This window comes from Microcystis wesenbergii NRERC-220 (assembly GCF_032027425.1).
GTDB classification, from domain to species: Bacteria; Cyanobacteriota; Cyanobacteriia; order Cyanobacteriales; family Microcystaceae; genus Microcystis; species Microcystis wesenbergii_A.
Genome location: NZ_JAVSJA010000001.1, coordinates 2208569 through 2227806 on the forward strand (window position 1 = coordinate 2208569; position 19238 = coordinate 2227806).

Genomic DNA, 19238 nt, shown 5'->3' on the forward strand with positions numbered 1-19238 from the left:
ACAGTGAACTGAAAACTCACATCTGATAACTGATAACTGATAACTGATAACTGATAACTGATAACTGATAACTGCCAGACAAGCCCAGCAAAGTTAAGTTATATTAAGATTACTCAGAATGCGTCCTCGTCCCATTCAGAAATCTCATGACTCAACCGCAAGCGCAACGCATCCTCTACGTTAGACTCCCCTGTAACCCCATTTTCCCCATCGGTGTGGTTTATCTTTCCGACCACGTTCATAAACTATTCCCCGACATCGAACAAAGGATTTTTGACCTTGGTACCGTCCCCCCCTTAGACTTTAACCAGTCCCTCGATCGCTGTGTTGACGAATTTCGGCCCACCCTGCTAGTATTCTCCTGGCGGGATATTCAAATATATGCTCCCGTCGGTGGTCGCGGTGGCAATCCCCTGCAAAACGCCTTTGAATTTTACTACGCTAAAAACCCCCTAATCAAGCTGCGAGGTGCTTTAGGAGGTTTAAAGGTGACAACCGCCTACTACGGCGAATTATGGCGCAATCAGGCACTAATTCGCCGCGGGTTGCAGCGGGCCAGAAAATACCATCCCGAAGCGCGAGTTATCGTCGGGGGTGGTGCCGTCAGTGTTTTCTACGAACAACTAAAAACCAAACTGCCCATAGGAACAATTGTATCAGTGGGAGAAGGGGAAACCCTGCTAGAAAAATTCCTCTCCGGCCGGGACTTTAGGGATGAACGTTGTTATGTCGTCGGAGAAACCACACCCCGGCCGCGTTTAATCCACGAATCCCCCACCCCTTTAGAAAAATCCGCTTGTAACTACGACTACATCGCCAGTATTTGGCCAGAATTTTCCTACTATTTCCAAGAAAACGACTTTTATATCGGGGTACAAACCAAGCGCGGCTGTCCCCATAACTGCTGCTACTGCATCTATACCGTTGTCGAAGGGAAACAAGTACGCATTAATCCCGCCGATGAAGTAGTTAAGGAAATACGCCAATTATACGACCGCGGCATTCGCAATTTCTGGTTTACCGATGCCCAATTTATCCCCGCCAGAAAATTTATCGACGATGTAGAAGAACTATTAAAAAAAATCCTCGCCGCTGGGATGAAAGATATACATTGGGCTGCCTATATTCGCGCCGATAATCTTACCCCGAAACTGTGCGATTTAATGGTAAAAACAGGCATGAACTACTTTGAAATTGGCATCACCAGTGGTTCTCAGGAATTAGTCCGCAAAATGCGGATGGGCTATAATTTGCGGACAGTTCTACAAAATTGTCGAGACTTAAAAGCGGCGGGTTTTAATGATCTGGTTTCGGTAAATTATTCCTTTAATGTTATTGATGAAACCCTAGAAACTATTCGTCAAACTATCGCCTATCATCGGGAATTAGAAAATATTTTTGGAGTCGATAAAGTGGAACCAGCCATCTTTTTTATCGGACTACAACCCCACACCCATCTAGAAGAATACGCCCTCAAAAAAGAAATTCTTAAACCCGACTACGATCCCATGAGTTTAATGCCCTGGACAGCCAAAAAACTGCTCTGGAATCCCGAACCTTTGGGGTCATTCTTTGGCGAAGTTTGTCTGCAAGCATGGCGACAAAATCCCGATGATTTTGGACGGGAAGTGCTGAAAATTTTGGAAGCAAGACTAGGGAAAGCCGATTTAGAATCCGCTTTAACCGCACCGATAGAAACTAAGGAAAAAGTCTTAACTCCTGCTTAAAAATTAATTTTAGTCAATCCCAAGGCGGCAATTAGAGTTACCATGAGTCTGAAATCAGGAGATCATCAAAATCCCTTTACCGGTAACTGCAAAATGACCGACCATCGCCCCCATTGGCTAGAATTAGCGGAATATATCGCCCTAGGATTAACCCTGCTTACCCTTATGGCCATGGGTGCGGGGTTTTTGCCTTTGTTCCTCCTAGTCGTAACTTTCGCGTTAAATATTCTCAATCGTCTCCGAGAAAGAACCCTGCAACGTCAACGCTTAACTGAGATGACCGGTCATTTACAGAGTCAGTGGGAAGAAGAAAAAGAAGCTTTATCGGCCCAAATACAGTCCCTCGATCCCGCGGTGGCCAGGGATAACGAACGTGCGGTCGCAACGCGCTCGCTACGCGAGATCGCAGAATTAGAGGAGAATATTCTCGTCCTCGAACAGTCCTACAATCAAATTATCCAATATATCAACCGTAACGGGCTGCTCGAACGCATCGAACATCTGGAAAAATCCTACGGTCGCTTACACAGAGAGATTTTGCCGATTAACGAAGAATCGGCGGATATTACCGCCACAAAAGCGGAAAATGAGCCACAAATCACCCTACCCGCCCTTAATTTAACTCCCGCTTCCCCCCCCGTCCCTATCCCCCATTGGCATTATTATCGCCGTCTGACCGCCCATCGGGAAATGATTACAGCGATCGCAATTACCGAGGATCAACGGTTTTTAATTAGCGTTAGTTGGGATCGTACCCTAAAAATCTGGGATTTTGCGAGAGGAACCCTGATTAATACGGTGGAAGCTCATGATCAGGGCATTTTAGCCCTAGCAGTCACCGGAAACGGCGATTATCATCTAGCGACGGGAGGATTCGATCAAACCGTTAAATTATGGACTTTAGCCAGCGATGCCAGTAGTCTGGAATTAAATCAAATTTTCCTCGGTCATCTCGGTTCGATTCACGGCCTAGATTTTGCCCCTCGGTGGCATTTTTTGGTTAGTGGTAGTTACGATCAAACCCTAAAACAGTGGAATTTAGAGCAGGAAACCGAAGAATTTAGCTCCTATGACAGTCTGGGGGCAATTTATGCCCTAGCGGTGGCTCCTAATCAAGATTTTATCGCCGCAGCTGGGGGTGATGGCACTGTCACCCTCTGGCAATTGGGATCGGGAGAAAAAATCGCCGTCTTATCAGGTAACGTTTCTTCGGTAGAGAGTCTTGCGATCGCTGCCGATGGTCAGATTATTGCCGCCGGTTGTGTGGATGGGACAGTGAAAATCTGGCAATACGACCCCGAGAAAAGCGGTCATTTTGCGCCAATTCGGGTGATCAATGCCCATAATGGTCAGGTGACAAGCTTGGTATTCGCAGAGGAGGGTCAATGGTTATTTACCGGGGGAACCGACGGAGAGATTAAAATCTGGTTAGCCAATTATCAACAGGCGATCGCAACTCTCACCCCTGCCGATGGGCGATCGTCGCCGATCTCCAGTTTAGTTCTCAGCCCCGATTATTGCCACCTAGCAGCGGCCGCGGCCGACGGTAGCATCACCATCTGGGAAAATATCACTTAATGGTCGATCGAACTAGAAAAATTGTATAATGTAATGTCCCGGACTCGGTCGGGCTAGTTTGACCCCAAGAAAAAGTGACTGAGTTAATAGTCGTTTCTGCCCAATAGTTGTCATCGGGGCATCGAGAACGCGAGAGCGATCGCTTATCCCAGATCATTACCCATAGTAAAAAATTCAGAATGAAGACTCCAACAGATCAAAGATTTGATTACGTCAAAATCGGTTTAGCGTCCCCCGAGAGAATTCGGCAATGGGGAGAAAGAACCCTACCTAACGGTCAAGTCGTCGGAGAAGTAACCAAACCAGAAACGATCAACTATCGGACTCTCAAACCGGAAATGGATGGGTTATTCTGCGAGAAAATTTTTGGCCCCTCCAAAGACTGGGAATGTTGGTGCGGTAAATACAAGCGCGTCCGTCACCGGGGGATTGTCTGTGAACGTTGCGGGGTGGAAGTCACCGAGTCCCGGGTACGTCGTCATCGCATGGGTTTTATCAAATTAGCTGCCCCCGTCACCCACGTTTGGTATCTCAAAGGTATTCCCAGTTATCTCAGTATCCTGCTCGATATGCCCCTGCGGGACGTGGAGCAAATCGTCTATTTTAATGCCTATGTGGTTCTCGATCCGGGTAACGCAGGCAATCTTAGTTATAAACAACTCCTCAGCGAAGATCAATGGTTAGAGATCGAAGAAGAAATCTACGCGGAGGATTCGGAATTAGTCGGCATTGAAGTGGGTATCGGGGCCGAGGCTATCCAAAGACTCTTACAGGAAATTAACCTGGAAGAAGAAGCGGAAAGACTGCGGACGGAAATTGTCGAAAGTAAAGGGCAAAAACGGGCAAAATTAATTAAACGTCTCCGGGTAATCGATAACTTTATCGCCACGGGTTCTCAGGCAGAATGGATGGTTTTAAGCGTAATTCCCGTGATTCCTCCCGATTTACGCCCGATGGTGCAGTTGGACGGCGGCCGTTTTGCCACCTCTGACCTGAACGATCTCTACCGTCGGGTGATTAACCGCAATAACCGTTTATCCCGTCTGCAAGAAATTCTCGCCCCCGAAATTATCGTCCGCAACGAAAAACGGATGTTACAGGAGGCCGTCGATGCTTTAATTGATAACGGTCGTCGCGGTCGCACGGTGGTGGGGGCCAATAATCGCGCCCTGAAGTCTTTATCGGATATTATCGAGGGTAAACAGGGGCGTTTCCGTCAAAATCTCCTCGGTAAACGGGTTGACTATTCGGGACGTTCGGTTATCGTTGTCGGTCCGAAATTGAAGATCTATCAATGCGGTTTACCCCGGGAAATGGCGATCGAATTGTTCCAACCCTTCGTTATCCATCGTTTAATTAAATTAGGCATCGTCAATAATATCAAGGCGGCCAAGAAAATGATCCAACGGGGGGATGCCAATGTTTGGCACGTCTTGGATGAAGTGATCACGGGACACCCGGTGATGTTAAACCGCGCCCCCACCCTGCACCGTTTGGGCATTCAAGCGTTTGAACCGATATTGGTGGAGGGCCGGGCGATTCAGTTACATCCCCTCGTCTGTCCCGCTTTTAACGCTGACTTTGACGGCGACCAAATGGCCGTACATATTCCCCTCTCCCTGGAAGCACAATCGGAAGCGCGATTATTGATGTTAGCTTGTCATAATATTCTCTCACCGGCGACCGGTCGCCCGATTGTTGCCCCTTCTCAGGATATGGTTTTGGGTTGTTATTATCTCACGGCCGAAAATCCCAAGGCCCAAAAGGGTGGGGGTCGTTATTTCGCCAGCATGGATGACGCTATTCGCGCTTTTGATCAGGGATTGGTGGATCTGCACGCTTCTGTGTGGTTGCGTTTACCAGTCGGAGAAAAGGTGAAAACCAATAAACCCGATGAGGAAGTCCTGGAAACGGAAACTCTCCCCGATGGCAGCATCTGGAAATATTATCGGGAGCGCAAAACCCGCGAGAAGGATGGTGAGATAATTTCTCAGTATGTGCGTACTACTGTAGGGCGAATTATCTACAATAAGACGATTCTAGAGGCTTTGGTGGTCTAGAGAGAGATTCCCTTAGGGTGGGCATTGCCCACCTTAATTTTTAGGCTAAAGCGGCAATACATTCTATTTCCACTAGCACATCTTTGGGAAGACGGGCCACCTCCACACAGGCCCGGGCCGGGGCAGTTTCCGGGGGGAAATAACGGGCATAAACTTGATTCATCGCCCCGAAATTGGCTAAATCCGAGAGAAAGACGGTAGTTTTCACCACATTTGACCAATTAGCCCCGGCAGCGGTTAAAATGCCCTCTAGATTGGCCATAACTTGTTCGGTTTGGGCGCTAATTTCCCCGGAGACGATTTCACCCGTGACGGGATCTAGGGGAATTTGTCCCGCAACAAAGAGAAAAGGACCAGTAGCGGCGATCGCTTGATTATAGGGACCCACAGGGGCCGGAGCTTTATCAGTACGGATGACCTGATTATTCATGGGCAGGATAGTTAAAAAAGATGACATTGAATCAATTGAATATTTTCCCAGTTTTTCGATCGCTTGTAGTTAATTTTCGCTGGTTAGGGGGTTTAATTTTGACTGATTGTCTTTGTCGAAGGTGCGCTAAAAGCGATTGTACGAGAAATAAGTCAACACTTATGACGCTGCAATTCTGCATCTAACTCTGTTAACAAAGCATATATTCTATCAAAATCATGTTGAGTTTTAGAAGGAGCGTCATAGGTTCTCAAAGTACCTTTAGTATGAGTATGAGCCGCTCGATTGCGACTTTTCTTTAGATTAACAAGATCACCTTTTAAAGCACTAATTTTATCAGTTTTTTCTAACTTTTTTTCAATTTTTTCTAATGTTGCTAAACCAATAACTATCATCAACATTTTTCTAAAAGCTTCATATTGAAAGTTAGAGTTAGGCTTAATAATCTCGTCTTTGATGAATTTTTGGTTAGCTGGGGACTTTAAGCATCGTTTAGCACATCTTAAAACTATATCATCCATAGTTTCCTCGATCCAGCCACATAATTCTATAAGAGCTAGTTTAGAATAAAAAATCTTTTGATCATCACTTGTAGAGTCATTATAGAGTTTATCAAGCCTGTTTAGCGTCTTGAATAAATAACTTTTAGTAATCATTACCAGTAGAAGTAGATGAAAAAATTTTGATAGATGTATTAATTCTCTCTAAAGCCTTATCTTTTCGATACATACCACCAGATAAATTTTCAGTTAAAAATGGTTCAGATTTTATTAATCTAGAATACTTGTCTTGTAATTCATCATTGGAGAGATTGACTAAAGTATCTAAATTTTTGGCAACTCCTAACAGAATTCCCTCAGCAATAACTTTACTGGTTTTGAGAGGTTCCTCTTTGAAGATTCTATCATAAATCAAGTCAACAGTTTGCTTAAATAATTCATCTTTATCTTGAATAAAATCTTCATGAGCCAATCTATGTTTATACATATAATCATTTAAAAATCCGGTCAATTTCCCCTTGTAGTTCTGATATCCATCATAAAAAGCAAAGAAACGAAGAACTAATTCTTCATCTTCAAATCGAGATGCTTTTTTCTGCTTTCGATCCATCAGCAAAAGCCAGTTTTCATATTGAGCGCATTCTTTTAAAAAAGTATTAAACTCGCCATTATAGATACAATTTCTGATCTCCTGATTATTAAGTTTTACTCCACCGGTATTTAAGCGATGGAAAATGTTAAAAATATAATTATTATGAGTTTTTTTGCTGGAGTCATAGCGAATCATGGTGATGGGAATAGTCATATTTTCTACGCGTTCATATAATTCTTCATGCTGAGTTTTTATTTCCTCAACTGTTTTTCCAGAAATAGACGAATCTACATCAGCTAATTTTGATAGCCTCCAATTTTCAGTAGTTAAAAATTTGACGATGGTACTAATTCGTTGTAATCCATCGATGATATAGCGTTTATCTGTCTTATAGTCAAGACTAATACACATACTAGGAATCGGTAACTGTTTCATTAAACTATCAATAAAACGAGTTTGTTGTGCCTCACTCCACACCACATCTCTTTGAAAATCTGGATCGATAACCAATTGTTTTTTTTGATACATTCTAACTAGATCAGAGCAGGATCGCTGCTCATTGTAAGCAATAATATCTACAGGAGGAAAATCCACATCATCTTCTTCCTCTAGATACTTTTCTTCTTCGGCTGCTAGTAATTTCTCTTCTTGACTGAGATAATTAACCATAATTTTTATCCCTCCTAATATTGCCAATTCAAAAATGAAACGCACGACTCCTTAAGAGTTGACAGAAAAAGGATCATCAGGTACTGTCTGATCAATACAACAACAGATCAGAACCAAAAACGAAGCCACCAACATCTTAACATAGAACAAAGAAACTTGCTCTATCAACTTGGTCAAGAGGGAAATTTATCTCAATGGCAAATGGCAGCTGGGATGTCATCAAAGCACTACCAAAGCGAGAATTAAGAAGGAATCAAGGTTCCCTCGGATGCTATCTACTGAAAATTGGTATCTTCATCGATTAAGCTAGCAATGGGAGTATAATAATCCAGTAATCCAGTGACAGGATAACGGTCTGCTAGAGCGATCGAGGGAATATAAGGTATGATTAAATAGTCTTCTAAATCTATATCTAAATCATGATCGGTAGTTTCATCTATATCTATATTTTTGTCAATATATTTTTGTAAAATTTGCCAAGCATGAGTAACTTTAGCTATTCCTGTATCACTTAAATCGGGAACAGGTGAAAAAACAAAATTAAGCGAAAGTCGGCCAAAAGAAGTCAAAGATTGCAAAAGAAGCTCGATTCCTTTTTGATTTTGTTCGTTAGGAAATAAAAAAATAATTGCTTCGTTGGCTGCCTGTAGTAAAGATAAAGCTCCCCATTCATTGATTCCAGTACACGAATCTACTAAGATAAGATCAGGTTTTAACTGATTTTGAATCTCTCGACTAAAAGTTGACCAGAGTGTTTCCCCATTATTGAGAATTGTTGTTGCTCGCAGATCATCAACTTTAGTAATGTAATCAAGACTCAAATAACCCGCAGGAACAATAAATAGTCTTCCCGTTGCATCGGGAATATTAACTTCTCCAAATATTTCAGTGATATTAATCTTTGCTGTTACACCTTCTGGTAAATAGGATTTTTCATAAAAATAGTCCACAATTCCGTATTTCGGTGAGGGATTTAAGGGAAAAGCTGTGCTTAACCCCGGTGCTTCTAAATCCAAGTCAACAGCTACTACTTTACGACCTCGCATCGCTAAAATCCAAGCAACATGAATTAAAGCAGTTGTCCTACCTACTCCCCCTTTAAAAGAATAAAAAGTTACGGTTCTAGGAAGACAAAGTTCAGGAGAAGACGGTGATTGATTTTGTGGATTAGTTGACCACAAAGCTAAATCTTGCCAAGTGTGAATTGATTTTTCGTCCAGAAGTTGTGGAGCTTTTAGATCGAGAGAGGCTGCCTCCTGAATAGTATATAAAGATATAAAACCTAAAGATTTATGCTGTTGTCCTATGTCATTTTTAACTGCTTCTATTCGCTGAGTTGTTGATAAATTTTCAAACTTATCACTGACGATAGTTATATTCAAAAGTCCAGCAGTAGATACATTGATATCAACCCATTCTTGTGCTTCTTTTTGAACATATATATCTGTTAATTTTTGTTTCAGTGATCTTAACCAAGTTTCTGACATAACTATCTCCTTAAAGTTGAGTAGCTTGTTTCTGAAGCCATTGTTTCAGACCTGTATAAGCTGATAACCACTCTTTGTATTTATCGTCATTCGGTTCACTGCTGGAATAACGCATATCTATAAAATTTTGACTAGGATTTTCTACTATATTAATCCATTTTATCACGTCTGGATAATTTTGAACTCTCGAATAGAGACGATTATTACTTTTTAGAGCAGCTGTCAAACTGTGACCCGGATTAGTTATGGTATGTCCGGGGTTATTGGACTTAGTTTTCCATTCTTTATTGGATACCGAAGCTAAGATCATAGATTTCAGCAAACATTCGATCGTAATACCTCCAAAGTGCATAGCAGCTATTTTCCTATTAGATTTACAAAGTATTTCTGTATCTTGATGACGTTGTAAAAAAGCTGATTGGTAATCTTCCATCCCTAATTATCTATTCGCTAGAGTTAATATCTGTGAATAAGTTTTTAGCTGAGGATTAAACAAGGGTACTTTATTAGACAATAAAGCACCCTTTTAGTTTAGCTTAGAACTCTCCTTTTAAAGCGGCATTACAGCGCTCGCAAATAGTGGGATCATCGGCAAATTTTCCCACTTGAGTGGAATAATTCCAACAGCGATCGCATTTTTCGCCGTCTGCTTTGACAATTCCCACCGAAACAAAGTCTGATTCTCCCTTATATTCTGCGGTTTGAATCGCGCTAATATCACTAACTAATTCCACCTGGGAAGAGAGAAATAGATAACGCAATTCATCGACTTTATTTCCCGTTAAACTATCACAATTGTTGAATAATTCTAACTCCTGTTGTAAGGTTTCATCGGGAACATAAAGTAAAACTTTTGCCTCTAAAGAAGCACCGATCGCCTTATCATTTCTGGCAGTTTCCATCACCTTATTAACTTCGGTGCGTAGCTGCCGGAATTTGGCCCATTTATCGGCCAATTCGCGATTATTCCAAGCAGGATCGATGTTTAGCCATCCTGACTCAAATACCGATAAATAAGGAGTTTTGTAGGGGAGAAATTGCCATATATCTTCCGCTAGATGAGACAGGACAGGAGCGATCGCTTTAGCGAGATTTTCTAAAGCAATAGCATAGACTGTTTGACAACTGCGACGACGGAAAGAATTAGGATCAGAAATATATAAACGATCCTTAGCGATGTCGATATAAAAGTTAGATAAATCGACAACACAAAAATTCTGTACCGTCTGGAAAAAGCGGAAAAATTGGAAACTTTCAAAAGCTGCCGTTACTTCCGTAAACACCTCCGAGATACGATGTAACATATAGCGATCGATCTCCGGTAGCTCTTCATAAGCTACCGCATCTTTAACGGGATCAAAATCATTTAAACTCCCCAGTAAAAACCTGGCAGTATTACGGATTTTATTACGGATATCTACCAACTGTTTGAGAATATTTTGACCAATATTCACATCATTGGTATAGTCCACCGAGGACACCCATAACCGAATCACATCCACCCCATAAGCGGGTTCTTTTTTCTGGTCTTTACCACCATTAATGATCACATTGGGATCGATGACATTACCCAGAGATTTACTCATTTTTCGTCCCTGTTCATCCAAAACAAAACCGTGAGTTAACACCGTTTTATAGGGAGCAATACCATTAGCAGCCACACTGGTTAATAAACTCGATTGAAACCATCCCCGATGCTGATCCGATCCTTCTAGATACATATCCGCAGGATAACTTAATTCTGGTCGAGCATTAGCCACCGCATTCCAACTAGAACCAGAATCAAACCACACATCCATAGTATCCATTCCCTTGCGATAACTGCGACCATTATCACGATAACTGGGAGGCAATAATTCCTCTACCGATAACTCCCACCAAGCATTAGAACCCTTGACCGCGAAGATAGCTTGAACGTGATTAATCGTCTTCTCGGTTAACAGAGGTTCATTCGTTTCTTCGTCATAAAAAACAGGAATAGGAACCCCCCAACTGCGCTGACGAGAGATACACCAATCACTTCTTTCACTAACCATAGAAGTGATGCGATTCTTACCCGTTGCAGGAATCCAACGCACCGAATCAATCGCTTCTAAAGCTAATTCCCGGAATCCTTCCACGGAAGCAAACCATTGTTCCGTTGCGCGAAAAATTGTCGGTTTTTTGGTTCTCCAATCGTAGGGATATTTATGCTGATATGCTTCCTCTTTGAGTAACGCACCCTTTTCTGTCAGTGCTAAAATGATTGCTTCATTAGCATCTTTCAAGACATTTAAACCCGCAAATTGTCCCGCTTCTGCGGTAAAATTTCCCTGATCATCCACGGGAGAAAGTATCGGTAAACCGTAACGTTGACCGACGATATAATCCTCCTGACCATGACCGGGAGCAGTATGAACTAATCCGGTGCCGGAATCAGTGGTGACATAATCCCCACCGATAAGAATCGCACTTTCTCTGTCAAACAAAGGATGACGATATTTAGTATGTTCTAATTCCAGACCTTTAACCGTTGCTTTAATCGTCAAAGTTGTGTTAAAAGTGTCGGACAATTTTTCGACTAAATCCGTCGCTACGATTAGATAATTAGACTCGCTAGTTTCCACCACTGAATAGTTTAATTCTGGGTTCAATGCGACGGCCAAATTCCCGGGTAAAGTCCAGGGGGTAGTCGTCCAGATAGCCACGGATAAATTAGGCAAAAATGGCCTTAAAACCGGGGTTGAAACTGACGTAATCGGAAAAGCAACATAGACACTGCGGGAAGTGTGACCTTCGGGATATTCTAATTCTGCCTCAGCTAAAGCGGTTTGAGAACTAGGACTCCAGTGAACCGGTTTTAGTCCCCGATAAATATAACCTTTCAGGGCCATTTTTCCGAATACGGCAATTTGAGCGGCCTCGTATTCTGGTTGTAGGGTTAAATAGGGATTTTCCCAGTCTCCCCAGACTCCATACCTTTTGAAACCTTCACACTGTTCTTTTTGCGTTTGAAGGGCAAAATCGTGGGCTTTCTGACGTAATTTCAAAGGGGTTAGACCCTCTTTTTCCGAGCTTTTGAGACTTTGTAAAACCTTCAGTTCGATCGGCAACCCGTGACAATCCCAACCCGGCACATAGCGCACTTTGTAGCCTTGCAGCAGTTTATATTTATTGATAATGTCTTTGAGAATTTTGTTTAAAGCATGACCGATATGCAGAGACCCGTTAGCGTAGGGTGGTCCATCGTGGAGAATAAATAATTCTTTGGGGTTATTTTGCGCTAATTTCTCGTATATTTGCTCATCTTGCCAGAATTTCTGGATTTCTGGCTCACGTTTGCTGGCATTTGCTCGCATATCAAAGTCAGTTTGAGGCAAATTAACGGTATCTTTGTAACTTTTAGCGTTGGACATTCTGGCAAACCTATGGATATCAATCGTTTTCGGGATTTATTCCTAAATAACGTCCCTTTGAGAGTCGTTATCTCTAGTCTGTCACATAACTGTAATATAAATATTACAAGTGACAATCATTGATCTATAAGTCTAGCGAGATTGTGTCCAAGAGCGATGATTCCGAAAGGCTATAATTCAGTTATTCGAGGATAGGGAGCATGAGGACGATGGTGACGAATCCTAATTTTTTTTATGTCTCTCCAGAAGTGTATCTAGAAGGGGAAAGAGTCAGTCCGATCAAGCACGAGTACCGAAAAGGACGGATTTATGCGATGGTAGGCGCAAAAAAGCCGCATATTGTCTTAAATACAAATCTAGCCACTTTATTAAGTATCCATCTCGATGATAGTCCCTGTCTTGTTCTCACTTCCGATATCAAAGTCCGGTTAGAGGAGGCAAATTGTTATTATTATCCCGATATTGCGGTGGTTTGTGACGAGAGAGAGATTAACAATACCGATGATTTTATTCTCTATCCCGTTCTGATTATTGAAGTATTATCGAAATCTACGGAATCCTTTGATAGGGGTGATAAGTTTAGTGATTATCAAACCTGTCCCACCTTAAAAGAATATATTCTTATTCATCAAAACCAGATGAAAATTGAATGTCACCGTCGCGAGGATTCGGGAGTTTGGCAAGAACAGATCTATGAAGCGGGAGATGAGGTAGAATTTACCAGTGTAGGATTCCGGGGATCGATCGCTTCTATCTATCGCAAAGTCCCCGGTTTGGTATGATTACAATTATTTTTTGACAGCGCACTTTTATGTCTCTAGGGATAGGGGTAGATCTGTCTCCCTTTGCCTAAAAACCGAGATTATCAAGCATTTAATTCTATTTGTCAAACCTCTAGGAAGTTTTCCTCTTGGGTAGCTGTTCGTCAATACCAAATTAGGTTATACTTTATGTTTATGGGAAGCGATCGCTGTTAGTTTTCAACTGCCCTAGGGAACAATAAACATAGCCGAAAGACAGCACTCGATCGTGTAAGGTCTGGTGAGGTAACAATGGATAATTCAAACCTAAATAAGCAATTAGTAATTAATAATATTCAGGAATTTGCCGAGCTTGTTGGTAATTATGATCAAGCTTGGAAGCTTCTTGTGGGTAAAAAGGTAAGTCGTATTCGTGAAGAAGTGAAATACAAAGGGAAAAAGACGGGGATAAAAGGTACCAAGAATTATAAATATGGACAAATCATAAACATAAAATACGAGGATGATACTGTGTATGTGCATATTAAATATCAGCATAATTTTTTTTCTGAATATAAAATCGATAAAATTATTAATCAATTTAGTGATATATTTCCCTTTATTACCGTACAAGAAATTTTCCAAAAAGTACCAGAAATTAAAGATACAATACGACAAGAAACTTATCAGAAGCTTGAATATGATTTACTTAATGTCAATAAATTTTATCAGGAAAGATTGTATAAATATCTGACTAAGGAAGAATTTTGGCAAGAAAAACATAGATTTGTGCAATCTTGGCTAGAAAAAAATCTAGGAAGAAAACCAGATTTAGAGCAGTCTGTAGCCATTGGAGAAGTCAATAATAATATCCAAGTCTTAGCGCGTGCGGGGAGTGGCAAAACTAGCACATTAGTCAAGAAAGCTTTATTTTTGCAGAAACATTGTGGTATTTTACCAAGTGAAATATTAATACTAGCTTTCAACCGCTTTTTTATGGGGCTCTCACCCGTGCGATCAAGCAACTTTATATAATTACAGAAAGTCCTAACTATTCGCCCTTTCTTGCCCATTTAAATCTGAATAAAATCAATTGGCAAGAATATCCCATACTAGGAGATAAGTCAAAATATATAACTATTGAAATTGGCAATCAAAAAGGGCAAGGTTCTCCCCCGACTATTCAGATTAGAGACTTGCTAAAAGCTCAAGGATATAAGTGGAATTCCTATCAACATCGACAAATTTGGTATCGTCATGATTTAAGGGCTAGTTTCACCACAAGGGAAGGAAACCTCTTTCATCTGTGGGGGTGAAAATTTTTTCATCGGGACTGACTCCCCAGACTCCTAACCCCACCAACAAACTTTTTGCCGCAAACCCTAGTTAACAGCTTATTATTTTCCCATTGTTTCTATTGAGCGATTACTATCACTGAAGTGCCGATTTGTACCTTTTCAAATAAAGCCTTTATATCTCGATCGCGCATCCTGACGCAACCGTGGCAGACGGCCCGACCGATGAGATTTTCTGGGGGTGTACCGTGAAAACCGATAAAATTCTCGCCATCGGTCCAAAATCCGAGCCAACGCGCCCCTAAAGGGTTGTTTTTTCCCGATGGCACCAGTTGACCGGTTAAAGGATGTTCCCAGACTGGTTCCCGCACCATCTGAATCACCCTAAATTGTCCCGTCGGGGTTTCCCAACCCCGACGACCGATCGCCCCTGGGTAAGAAGCAATTATTTTCTGTCCTTGGTAAACAAAAACCCGTCTTTTTTTTAAATTCAGCAGCAAACGGGTTTCCGTTCGGGTTGCCGTGGTTGCGGGAAGGGAATTGACGGGACTAATCGGGGGATTGAGGAAAAATTCCCCCATTCCTAGACATAAACAGAGAATCGGCAGCAAAACTCGCATCTGATACCAGCAAAGTCAAAATTTTTTATCTGCATTCTAGTCTGATTGTGACGATATATGATCACTGCGGGATGCTTCCGATCAAATCGGAGTCGAGTTAGGCTAATTCGGTTACACTAATCCATAGCTGGAATATTAACTTTTGTAACTATGACCGCCGCTATTGCTCTCGATCGCGTTTCTAAAATCTACAATAATCTCCCAGTAGTTAACGAGCTTTCCTTTGCTATCGAAAAAGGGGAAATCTTTGGTTTACTCGGTCCCAACGGTGCGGGAAAATCGACGACAATCCGCATGATTATCACCCTAACCGAAGCAAGTCAAGGAGAAATCGCAGTGGCGGGGTATGATGTGAAAAAATACCGCGATCAGGTGAAAAAAAATATAGGGGTAGTCTTGCAACAGATTAGCGTTGATGGGGAATTAACCGTCTGGGAAAATATGGAATTTCACGGCCGGATGCACCATATCCCCAATCCCCAGAGACAGGAATTAATCGATCGCTATTTAGATTATGTCAGTTTAAGCGATCGAAAATCTGCCCTGGCCAAAACTCTTTCCGGAGGGATGAAACGACGTTTACAGATTGCTCGCGCCCTTCTTCACGAACCAAAAATCCTCTTTCTCGATGAACCAACTGTCGGTTTAGACCCCCAAAATCGTCGTCGTTTGTGGGAAGTAATTCGCGATTTAAACCGGCAAGGAATGACAATTTTATTAACCACTCACTACATGGAAGAAGTGGAATTTCTCTGTCAGGATAACGGCACAGGAAAAACGGGCAGAATTGGCATTATGGACGCGGGCAAATTAATCGAATTAGGAACTCTCACGGATTTTCGCGCTAAGTATGGCGAGGGATTAGTTATCAAACAAGTTGGCGATAAAATCGATTATAAATTCTTCCCCACTGTGGCTGATGCTAACTCCTATATGGACAGTTTGAGCGATAAAACTGGGGTAATGTGTCGTCCTTCCAACCTCGAAGATATCTTTGTGGAACTGACGGGACATCAATTAGATTAGATTCTTGGTTTGGCTGTTAGGAAGTTGTTCAGTTATCGGTTTTTGACTCCAGTTTTTCGGAGATTAGCTGTGTTTAAATCGCCATTTCTTGGCTTTTATCCGGTGTCTATTTTATTGGCAAACTTGCTAAGCTAAGACGCATTTTAACTGCCTATCCTTAGATTAGCTGAATTTCCCCCGCCCCCCCTTGCCCCCCAACCCCCCCCGATGTCGGGGGGGCAGGGGGGGTGGGGGGTTGGGGGGCTTGCCTGTTGCAAGAGTGCCTCATCTCAACAAGCAATTTAAATACGCGGGCAGCTTAGAGTCTAGGTCAATTAGCTGAGGCTGTCCCTAAAAACCGAGTTCAACCCTAAAAAAAGAGGCTTTTAGCGGTTTTTAAGCTTTTTGAGCCGGATAAATGGCCTAGGGAGGGAACTTTTTCCCGAGAGGGAGAGTCGTCGGGAACTGGATAAAAACTAGAGTCCCCCCTCGATCAATAGACAAAATTGACGGGAATCGTTTAGAATGAAGCACTGAGTACTGACGAGATGACAATTATCCCTATGACCGATCTCCAGGCAAAAACTAGATGGTCAACAGCGCGGCGATATTACGAATTGCTTAGTGTTTTAGTGGAACGTAATCTCAAGGGACGCTATCGGGGTTCTTTTCTGGGGGTTTACTGGTCTTTGTTAAATCCCGTGATTATGACTGCACTATACACGGCAATTTTCGGCACGGTTTTCGCCTCTTATTTTGATAATTCTCTAGTTAACTATGTCCTAGCTGCTTTCACTGGTTTAGTGGTAATAAATTTCTTTAATGCTTCCACTAACCAAGCTTTACCTAGTATCGTTAGTAATGGCAGTATTTTAAATAAAATTCGTCTGCCGGTTAGCATCTTTCCCGTTTCCATGGTAGTGGCCAATATTTTTCAATTTGCTATTAGTATCTTTCCCCTTTTGGCTATAGTAACTCTCTGGAAGTCTCAAAGTTTAATTAATGTAATTGCTCTGATTTTTCCCGTGATCGGTCTTTCTCTGGTTTGCACGGGAGTGGGTTTCTTTATCAGTACCCTCTACGTTTTCTTCAGAGACTTACCCTATTTTTACGAAATTGTTTGTTTTGTCGCTTGGATTAGCAGCCCGATTTTCTATCCCCCAGAAATTATTCCTCCTTCCGTACAACCATTCCTCCTATTAAACCCATTATTACCGGTAATCGAAAGCATTCGCCAATTGTCCCTTTCCCCTGGATTACCAGATTTTGGTTTGATTTTTCAATCTCTACTTGGTGGGATCATCATCTTAGGAATTGGTTGGACTTGCTTCCGACTCTGGCGACATTTATTTATGGATTTATTATAAATGACAGAAGTAATTCGACTCGATCAAGTGTCTCTCCAAAGACGTACTCAAGAAGAATTTTCTTACGATCTGAAAAGGACAATCTTCTCTATTCTTGAAGGCAAATATCGTCAACCTGCCAAAAAATTAGTTCTAGATGATATAAATTTAGTCATTAATTCTGGAGCAAAATTAGGTATCATTGGAGCTAATGGCGCAGGAAAATCTACTCTTTTAAAAGTTATTTGTGGCATTCTAGAACCGACGAAGGGACAGGTGAGAGTCAGGGGACAAATTGCCTCTCTAATTGAATTAGGAGCGGGTTTTGATCCAGATTTACCAGTAAAAGATAATATTATTCTCTATGGGGTAATGCTGGGATTTTCTCGTCAGGAAATGAAGGAAAAAACCAAAGATATCCTCGACTTTGCTGAGTTAGAAGAATATATGGGAGCGCCAGTGAAATCTCTTTCTTCCGGGATGGTGGCTCGTTTAGGATTTGCGATCGCAACAGAGGTTCACCCCGATATTCTTATTCTTGATGAAGTCCTTTCCGTCGGGGATGAAAGTTTTAAAAATAAGTGTAAACGACGTTTAAAAAAATTCTGGAATTCTAACGCTACTATTTTAGTAGTTTCCCACGATTTGACTTTAATTCAAGAGTCCTGTAACCAAGCAATTTGGCTGAATAAAGGCCAGTTGCAATGTCAGGGTGCATCGGAAGATGTAATCAAGTTTTATTTGGATTCCGTGCATCAAAATGAAGTTAATTTTTAATTAAGTAGGTAATCTCAATCAATTGTTAGATAGCGATAGTTCATCTACGTTTTACTTAGTCGAAAACGCTGTAACAAAATAAAAAACCCCGGTGTCCAGCCGAGGTAGCGCTAAGTTATGTAGGAGAACTCAAGCAAATCTGTCAAGGGGGTAAACCCAAACCCCGAAAACTTTTTTAAGCTAGTAGGCCAAGTTTTTTGCCGTTGTCTGGAGCTAAACGAATCATAAGCTGTCTGATACTCCTCGAGACAATCTGAACTGGCTTGCTGTCTTGGCTGTTTTGCTTTAACTTTTAGTTCATGTAAATAAATGTAACAATATTTTTACGAATTGTAAAGAAGGATTGACAAAATAAAACTTATAGGTTCTATAAGCTAAGTTAATATTTTTCGCCGATCGAAGCGAGGGAGGTAATAATAGAGAGATTGGTTCACTAGCGTGACAAGGTGTACCCAGAATGTCCTATTTGTTTTTGTTACCACTATTCACCGCTGCCTTGGCTGCCTATTTCTGGCAGAAGTCCAGCGATGAGATCGCTTATCTTGCCAGTGCCGCCACGGTCATTAGTTTAGTGTTGAGTCTGGTTTTAGCTCCTTGGCAGATTCAGCTATTAATTCTCTTGACAGTTGTGATTGTTGTCACCTTTTTCTGGCAAGGACAAGAAGAGCAGAAGAATGTCCCCGTCCCCACTCCAGAAACCGCCGGCGAGAAAAAGTATCGTGGCGCCGCCTATATGGAGCCAACAGTCGCCGAGGCTCCTGTCAAGGAGCGAGGGGGTAAATATCGCGGTGCGGAGGTTAAAATCACCAATAATCCCACGGTGGCTAACCCAATTCGCTCCTCATCTCTCAAATATCGCGGTGCCGGTTCAGCAAACAAAGACCAGTAATCAGTAATCAGTTATCAGTTATCAGTTATCAGTTATCAGTTATCAGATTTGAGTTTTAAGTGAGCAGTATTAAATAGAAGTTTCCTACTGTCTTTTCACTGTTGACTGTTGACTGTTCACTGTTCACT

At 41.8% G+C, this 19238-nt stretch carries 16 protein-coding genes and 1 pseudogene; 10 read left to right on the forward strand and 7 right to left on the reverse strand.

Annotated features, from left to right (window positions below; translation table 11 throughout):
• Positions 1–146: 146 nt before the first annotated feature.
• From RAM70_RS10840 to RAM70_RS10850, 3 genes are all read left to right on the forward strand, one after another.
• Positions 147–1727 (forward strand): photosystem II high light acclimation radical SAM protein, encoded by a 1581-nt coding sequence (locus RAM70_RS10840; RefSeq protein WP_287998799.1) that lies wholly within the window; start codon positions 147–149, stop codon positions 1725–1727.
• 42 nt (positions 1728–1769) lie between these two features.
• Positions 1770–3305: a WD40 repeat domain-containing protein gene (locus RAM70_RS10845; RefSeq protein ID WP_312673699.1), complete on the forward strand. Its 1536-nt coding sequence runs from the start codon at positions 1770–1772 to the stop codon at positions 3303–3305.
• A 179-nt stretch (positions 3306–3484) separates the two neighbouring features.
• Entirely contained in the window at positions 3485–5365 is a 1881-nt protein-coding gene (locus tag RAM70_RS10850) for a DNA-directed RNA polymerase subunit gamma (RefSeq protein ID WP_004163413.1), read from the forward strand.
• 40 nt (positions 5366–5405) lie between these two features.
• Here the strand turns inward: RAM70_RS10850 and RAM70_RS10855 are convergent, their stop codons facing one another.
• From RAM70_RS10855 to RAM70_RS10865, 3 genes are all read right to left on the reverse strand, one after another.
• Positions 5406–5822 (reverse strand): RidA family protein, encoded by a 417-nt coding sequence (locus RAM70_RS10855; RefSeq protein ID WP_002771650.1) that lies wholly within the window; start codon positions 5820–5822, stop codon positions 5406–5408.
• 125 nt (positions 5823–5947) lie between these two features.
• On the reverse strand, positions 5948–6451 hold the full coding sequence (locus RAM70_RS10860) for a HEPN domain-containing protein (RefSeq protein WP_312673704.1): 504 nt from the start codon (positions 6449–6451) through the stop codon (positions 5948–5950).
• Positions 6441–7556 (reverse strand): GmrSD restriction endonuclease domain-containing protein, encoded by a 1116-nt coding sequence (locus RAM70_RS10865; protein ID WP_312673706.1) that lies wholly within the window; start codon positions 7554–7556, stop codon positions 6441–6443. The genes RAM70_RS10860 and RAM70_RS10865 overlap by 11 nt, the downstream gene beginning before the upstream one ends.
• 90 nt (positions 7557–7646) lie before the next feature.
• Here RAM70_RS10865 and RAM70_RS10870 point away from each other — a divergent pair.
• Positions 7647–7834 (forward strand): annotated as a pseudogene (locus RAM70_RS10870) (hypothetical protein); the annotation flags it as partial.
• Here the strand turns inward: RAM70_RS10870 and RAM70_RS10875 are convergent.
• From RAM70_RS10875 to ileS, 3 genes are all read right to left on the reverse strand, one after another.
• Positions 7832–9043, reverse strand: coding sequence for a ParA family protein (locus tag RAM70_RS10875; protein ID WP_312673708.1), 1212 nt, complete (start codon positions 9041–9043; stop codon positions 7832–7834). The pseudogene RAM70_RS10870 and the gene RAM70_RS10875 sit on opposite strands and share 3 nt — an antisense overlap.
• A gap of 10 nt (positions 9044–9053) precedes the next feature.
• The gene (locus tag RAM70_RS10880) at positions 9054–9476 is read right to left on the reverse strand and encodes a hypothetical protein (protein WP_190381092.1); all 423 of its coding nucleotides are present in this window, start codon (positions 9474–9476) and stop codon (positions 9054–9056) included.
• A gap of 103 nt (positions 9477–9579) precedes the next feature.
• Complete coding sequence (gene ileS / locus RAM70_RS10885) at positions 9580–12438, reverse strand: isoleucine--tRNA ligase (RefSeq protein WP_312673711.1); 2859 nt, start codon at positions 12436–12438, stop codon at positions 9580–9582.
• Positions 12439–12647: 209 nt separating this feature from the next.
• On the opposite strand from ileS, the gene RAM70_RS10890 reads away from it, so the two are divergent.
• Together RAM70_RS10890 and RAM70_RS10895 are read left to right on the forward strand one after the other, a co-directional pair.
• Complete coding sequence (locus RAM70_RS10890) at positions 12648–13220, forward strand: Uma2 family endonuclease (protein WP_039900140.1); 573 nt, start codon at positions 12648–12650, stop codon at positions 13218–13220.
• Positions 13221–13490: 270 nt separating this feature from the next.
• Positions 13491–14213, forward strand: a complete 723-nt coding sequence (locus tag RAM70_RS10895; RefSeq protein WP_045358437.1) for a UvrD-helicase domain-containing protein — start codon at positions 13491–13493, stop codon at positions 14211–14213.
• A 379-nt stretch (positions 14214–14592) separates the two neighbouring features.
• Here the strand turns inward: RAM70_RS10895 and RAM70_RS10900 are convergent, their stop codons facing one another.
• Positions 14593–15093, reverse strand: coding sequence for a L,D-transpeptidase (locus tag RAM70_RS10900; protein WP_312673714.1), 501 nt, complete (start codon positions 15091–15093; stop codon positions 14593–14595).
• A gap of 150 nt (positions 15094–15243) precedes the next feature.
• On the opposite strand from RAM70_RS10900, the gene RAM70_RS10905 reads away from it, so the two are divergent.
• The 4 genes from RAM70_RS10905 (at position 15244) to RAM70_RS10920 (ending at position 19110) form a co-directional block, all read left to right on the forward strand.
• Positions 15244–16119: an ABC transporter ATP-binding protein gene (locus RAM70_RS10905; protein WP_045358435.1), complete on the forward strand. Its 876-nt coding sequence runs from the start codon at positions 15244–15246 to the stop codon at positions 16117–16119.
• Positions 16120–16661: 542 nt separating this feature from the next.
• The gene (locus tag RAM70_RS10910) at positions 16662–17465 is read left to right on the forward strand and encodes an ABC transporter permease (RefSeq protein WP_190381190.1); all 804 of its coding nucleotides are present in this window, start codon (positions 16662–16664) and stop codon (positions 17463–17465) included.
• Positions 17466–18221 (forward strand): ABC transporter ATP-binding protein, encoded by a 756-nt coding sequence (locus tag RAM70_RS10915; RefSeq protein WP_045358433.1) that lies wholly within the window; start codon positions 17466–17468, stop codon positions 18219–18221.
• A 457-nt stretch (positions 18222–18678) separates the two neighbouring features.
• A complete protein-coding gene (locus tag RAM70_RS10920; protein ID WP_045358432.1) occupies positions 18679–19110 on the forward strand; it encodes a DUF4278 domain-containing protein in 432 nt (143 codons plus the stop codon).
• Positions 19111–19238 lie beyond the last annotated feature (128 nt).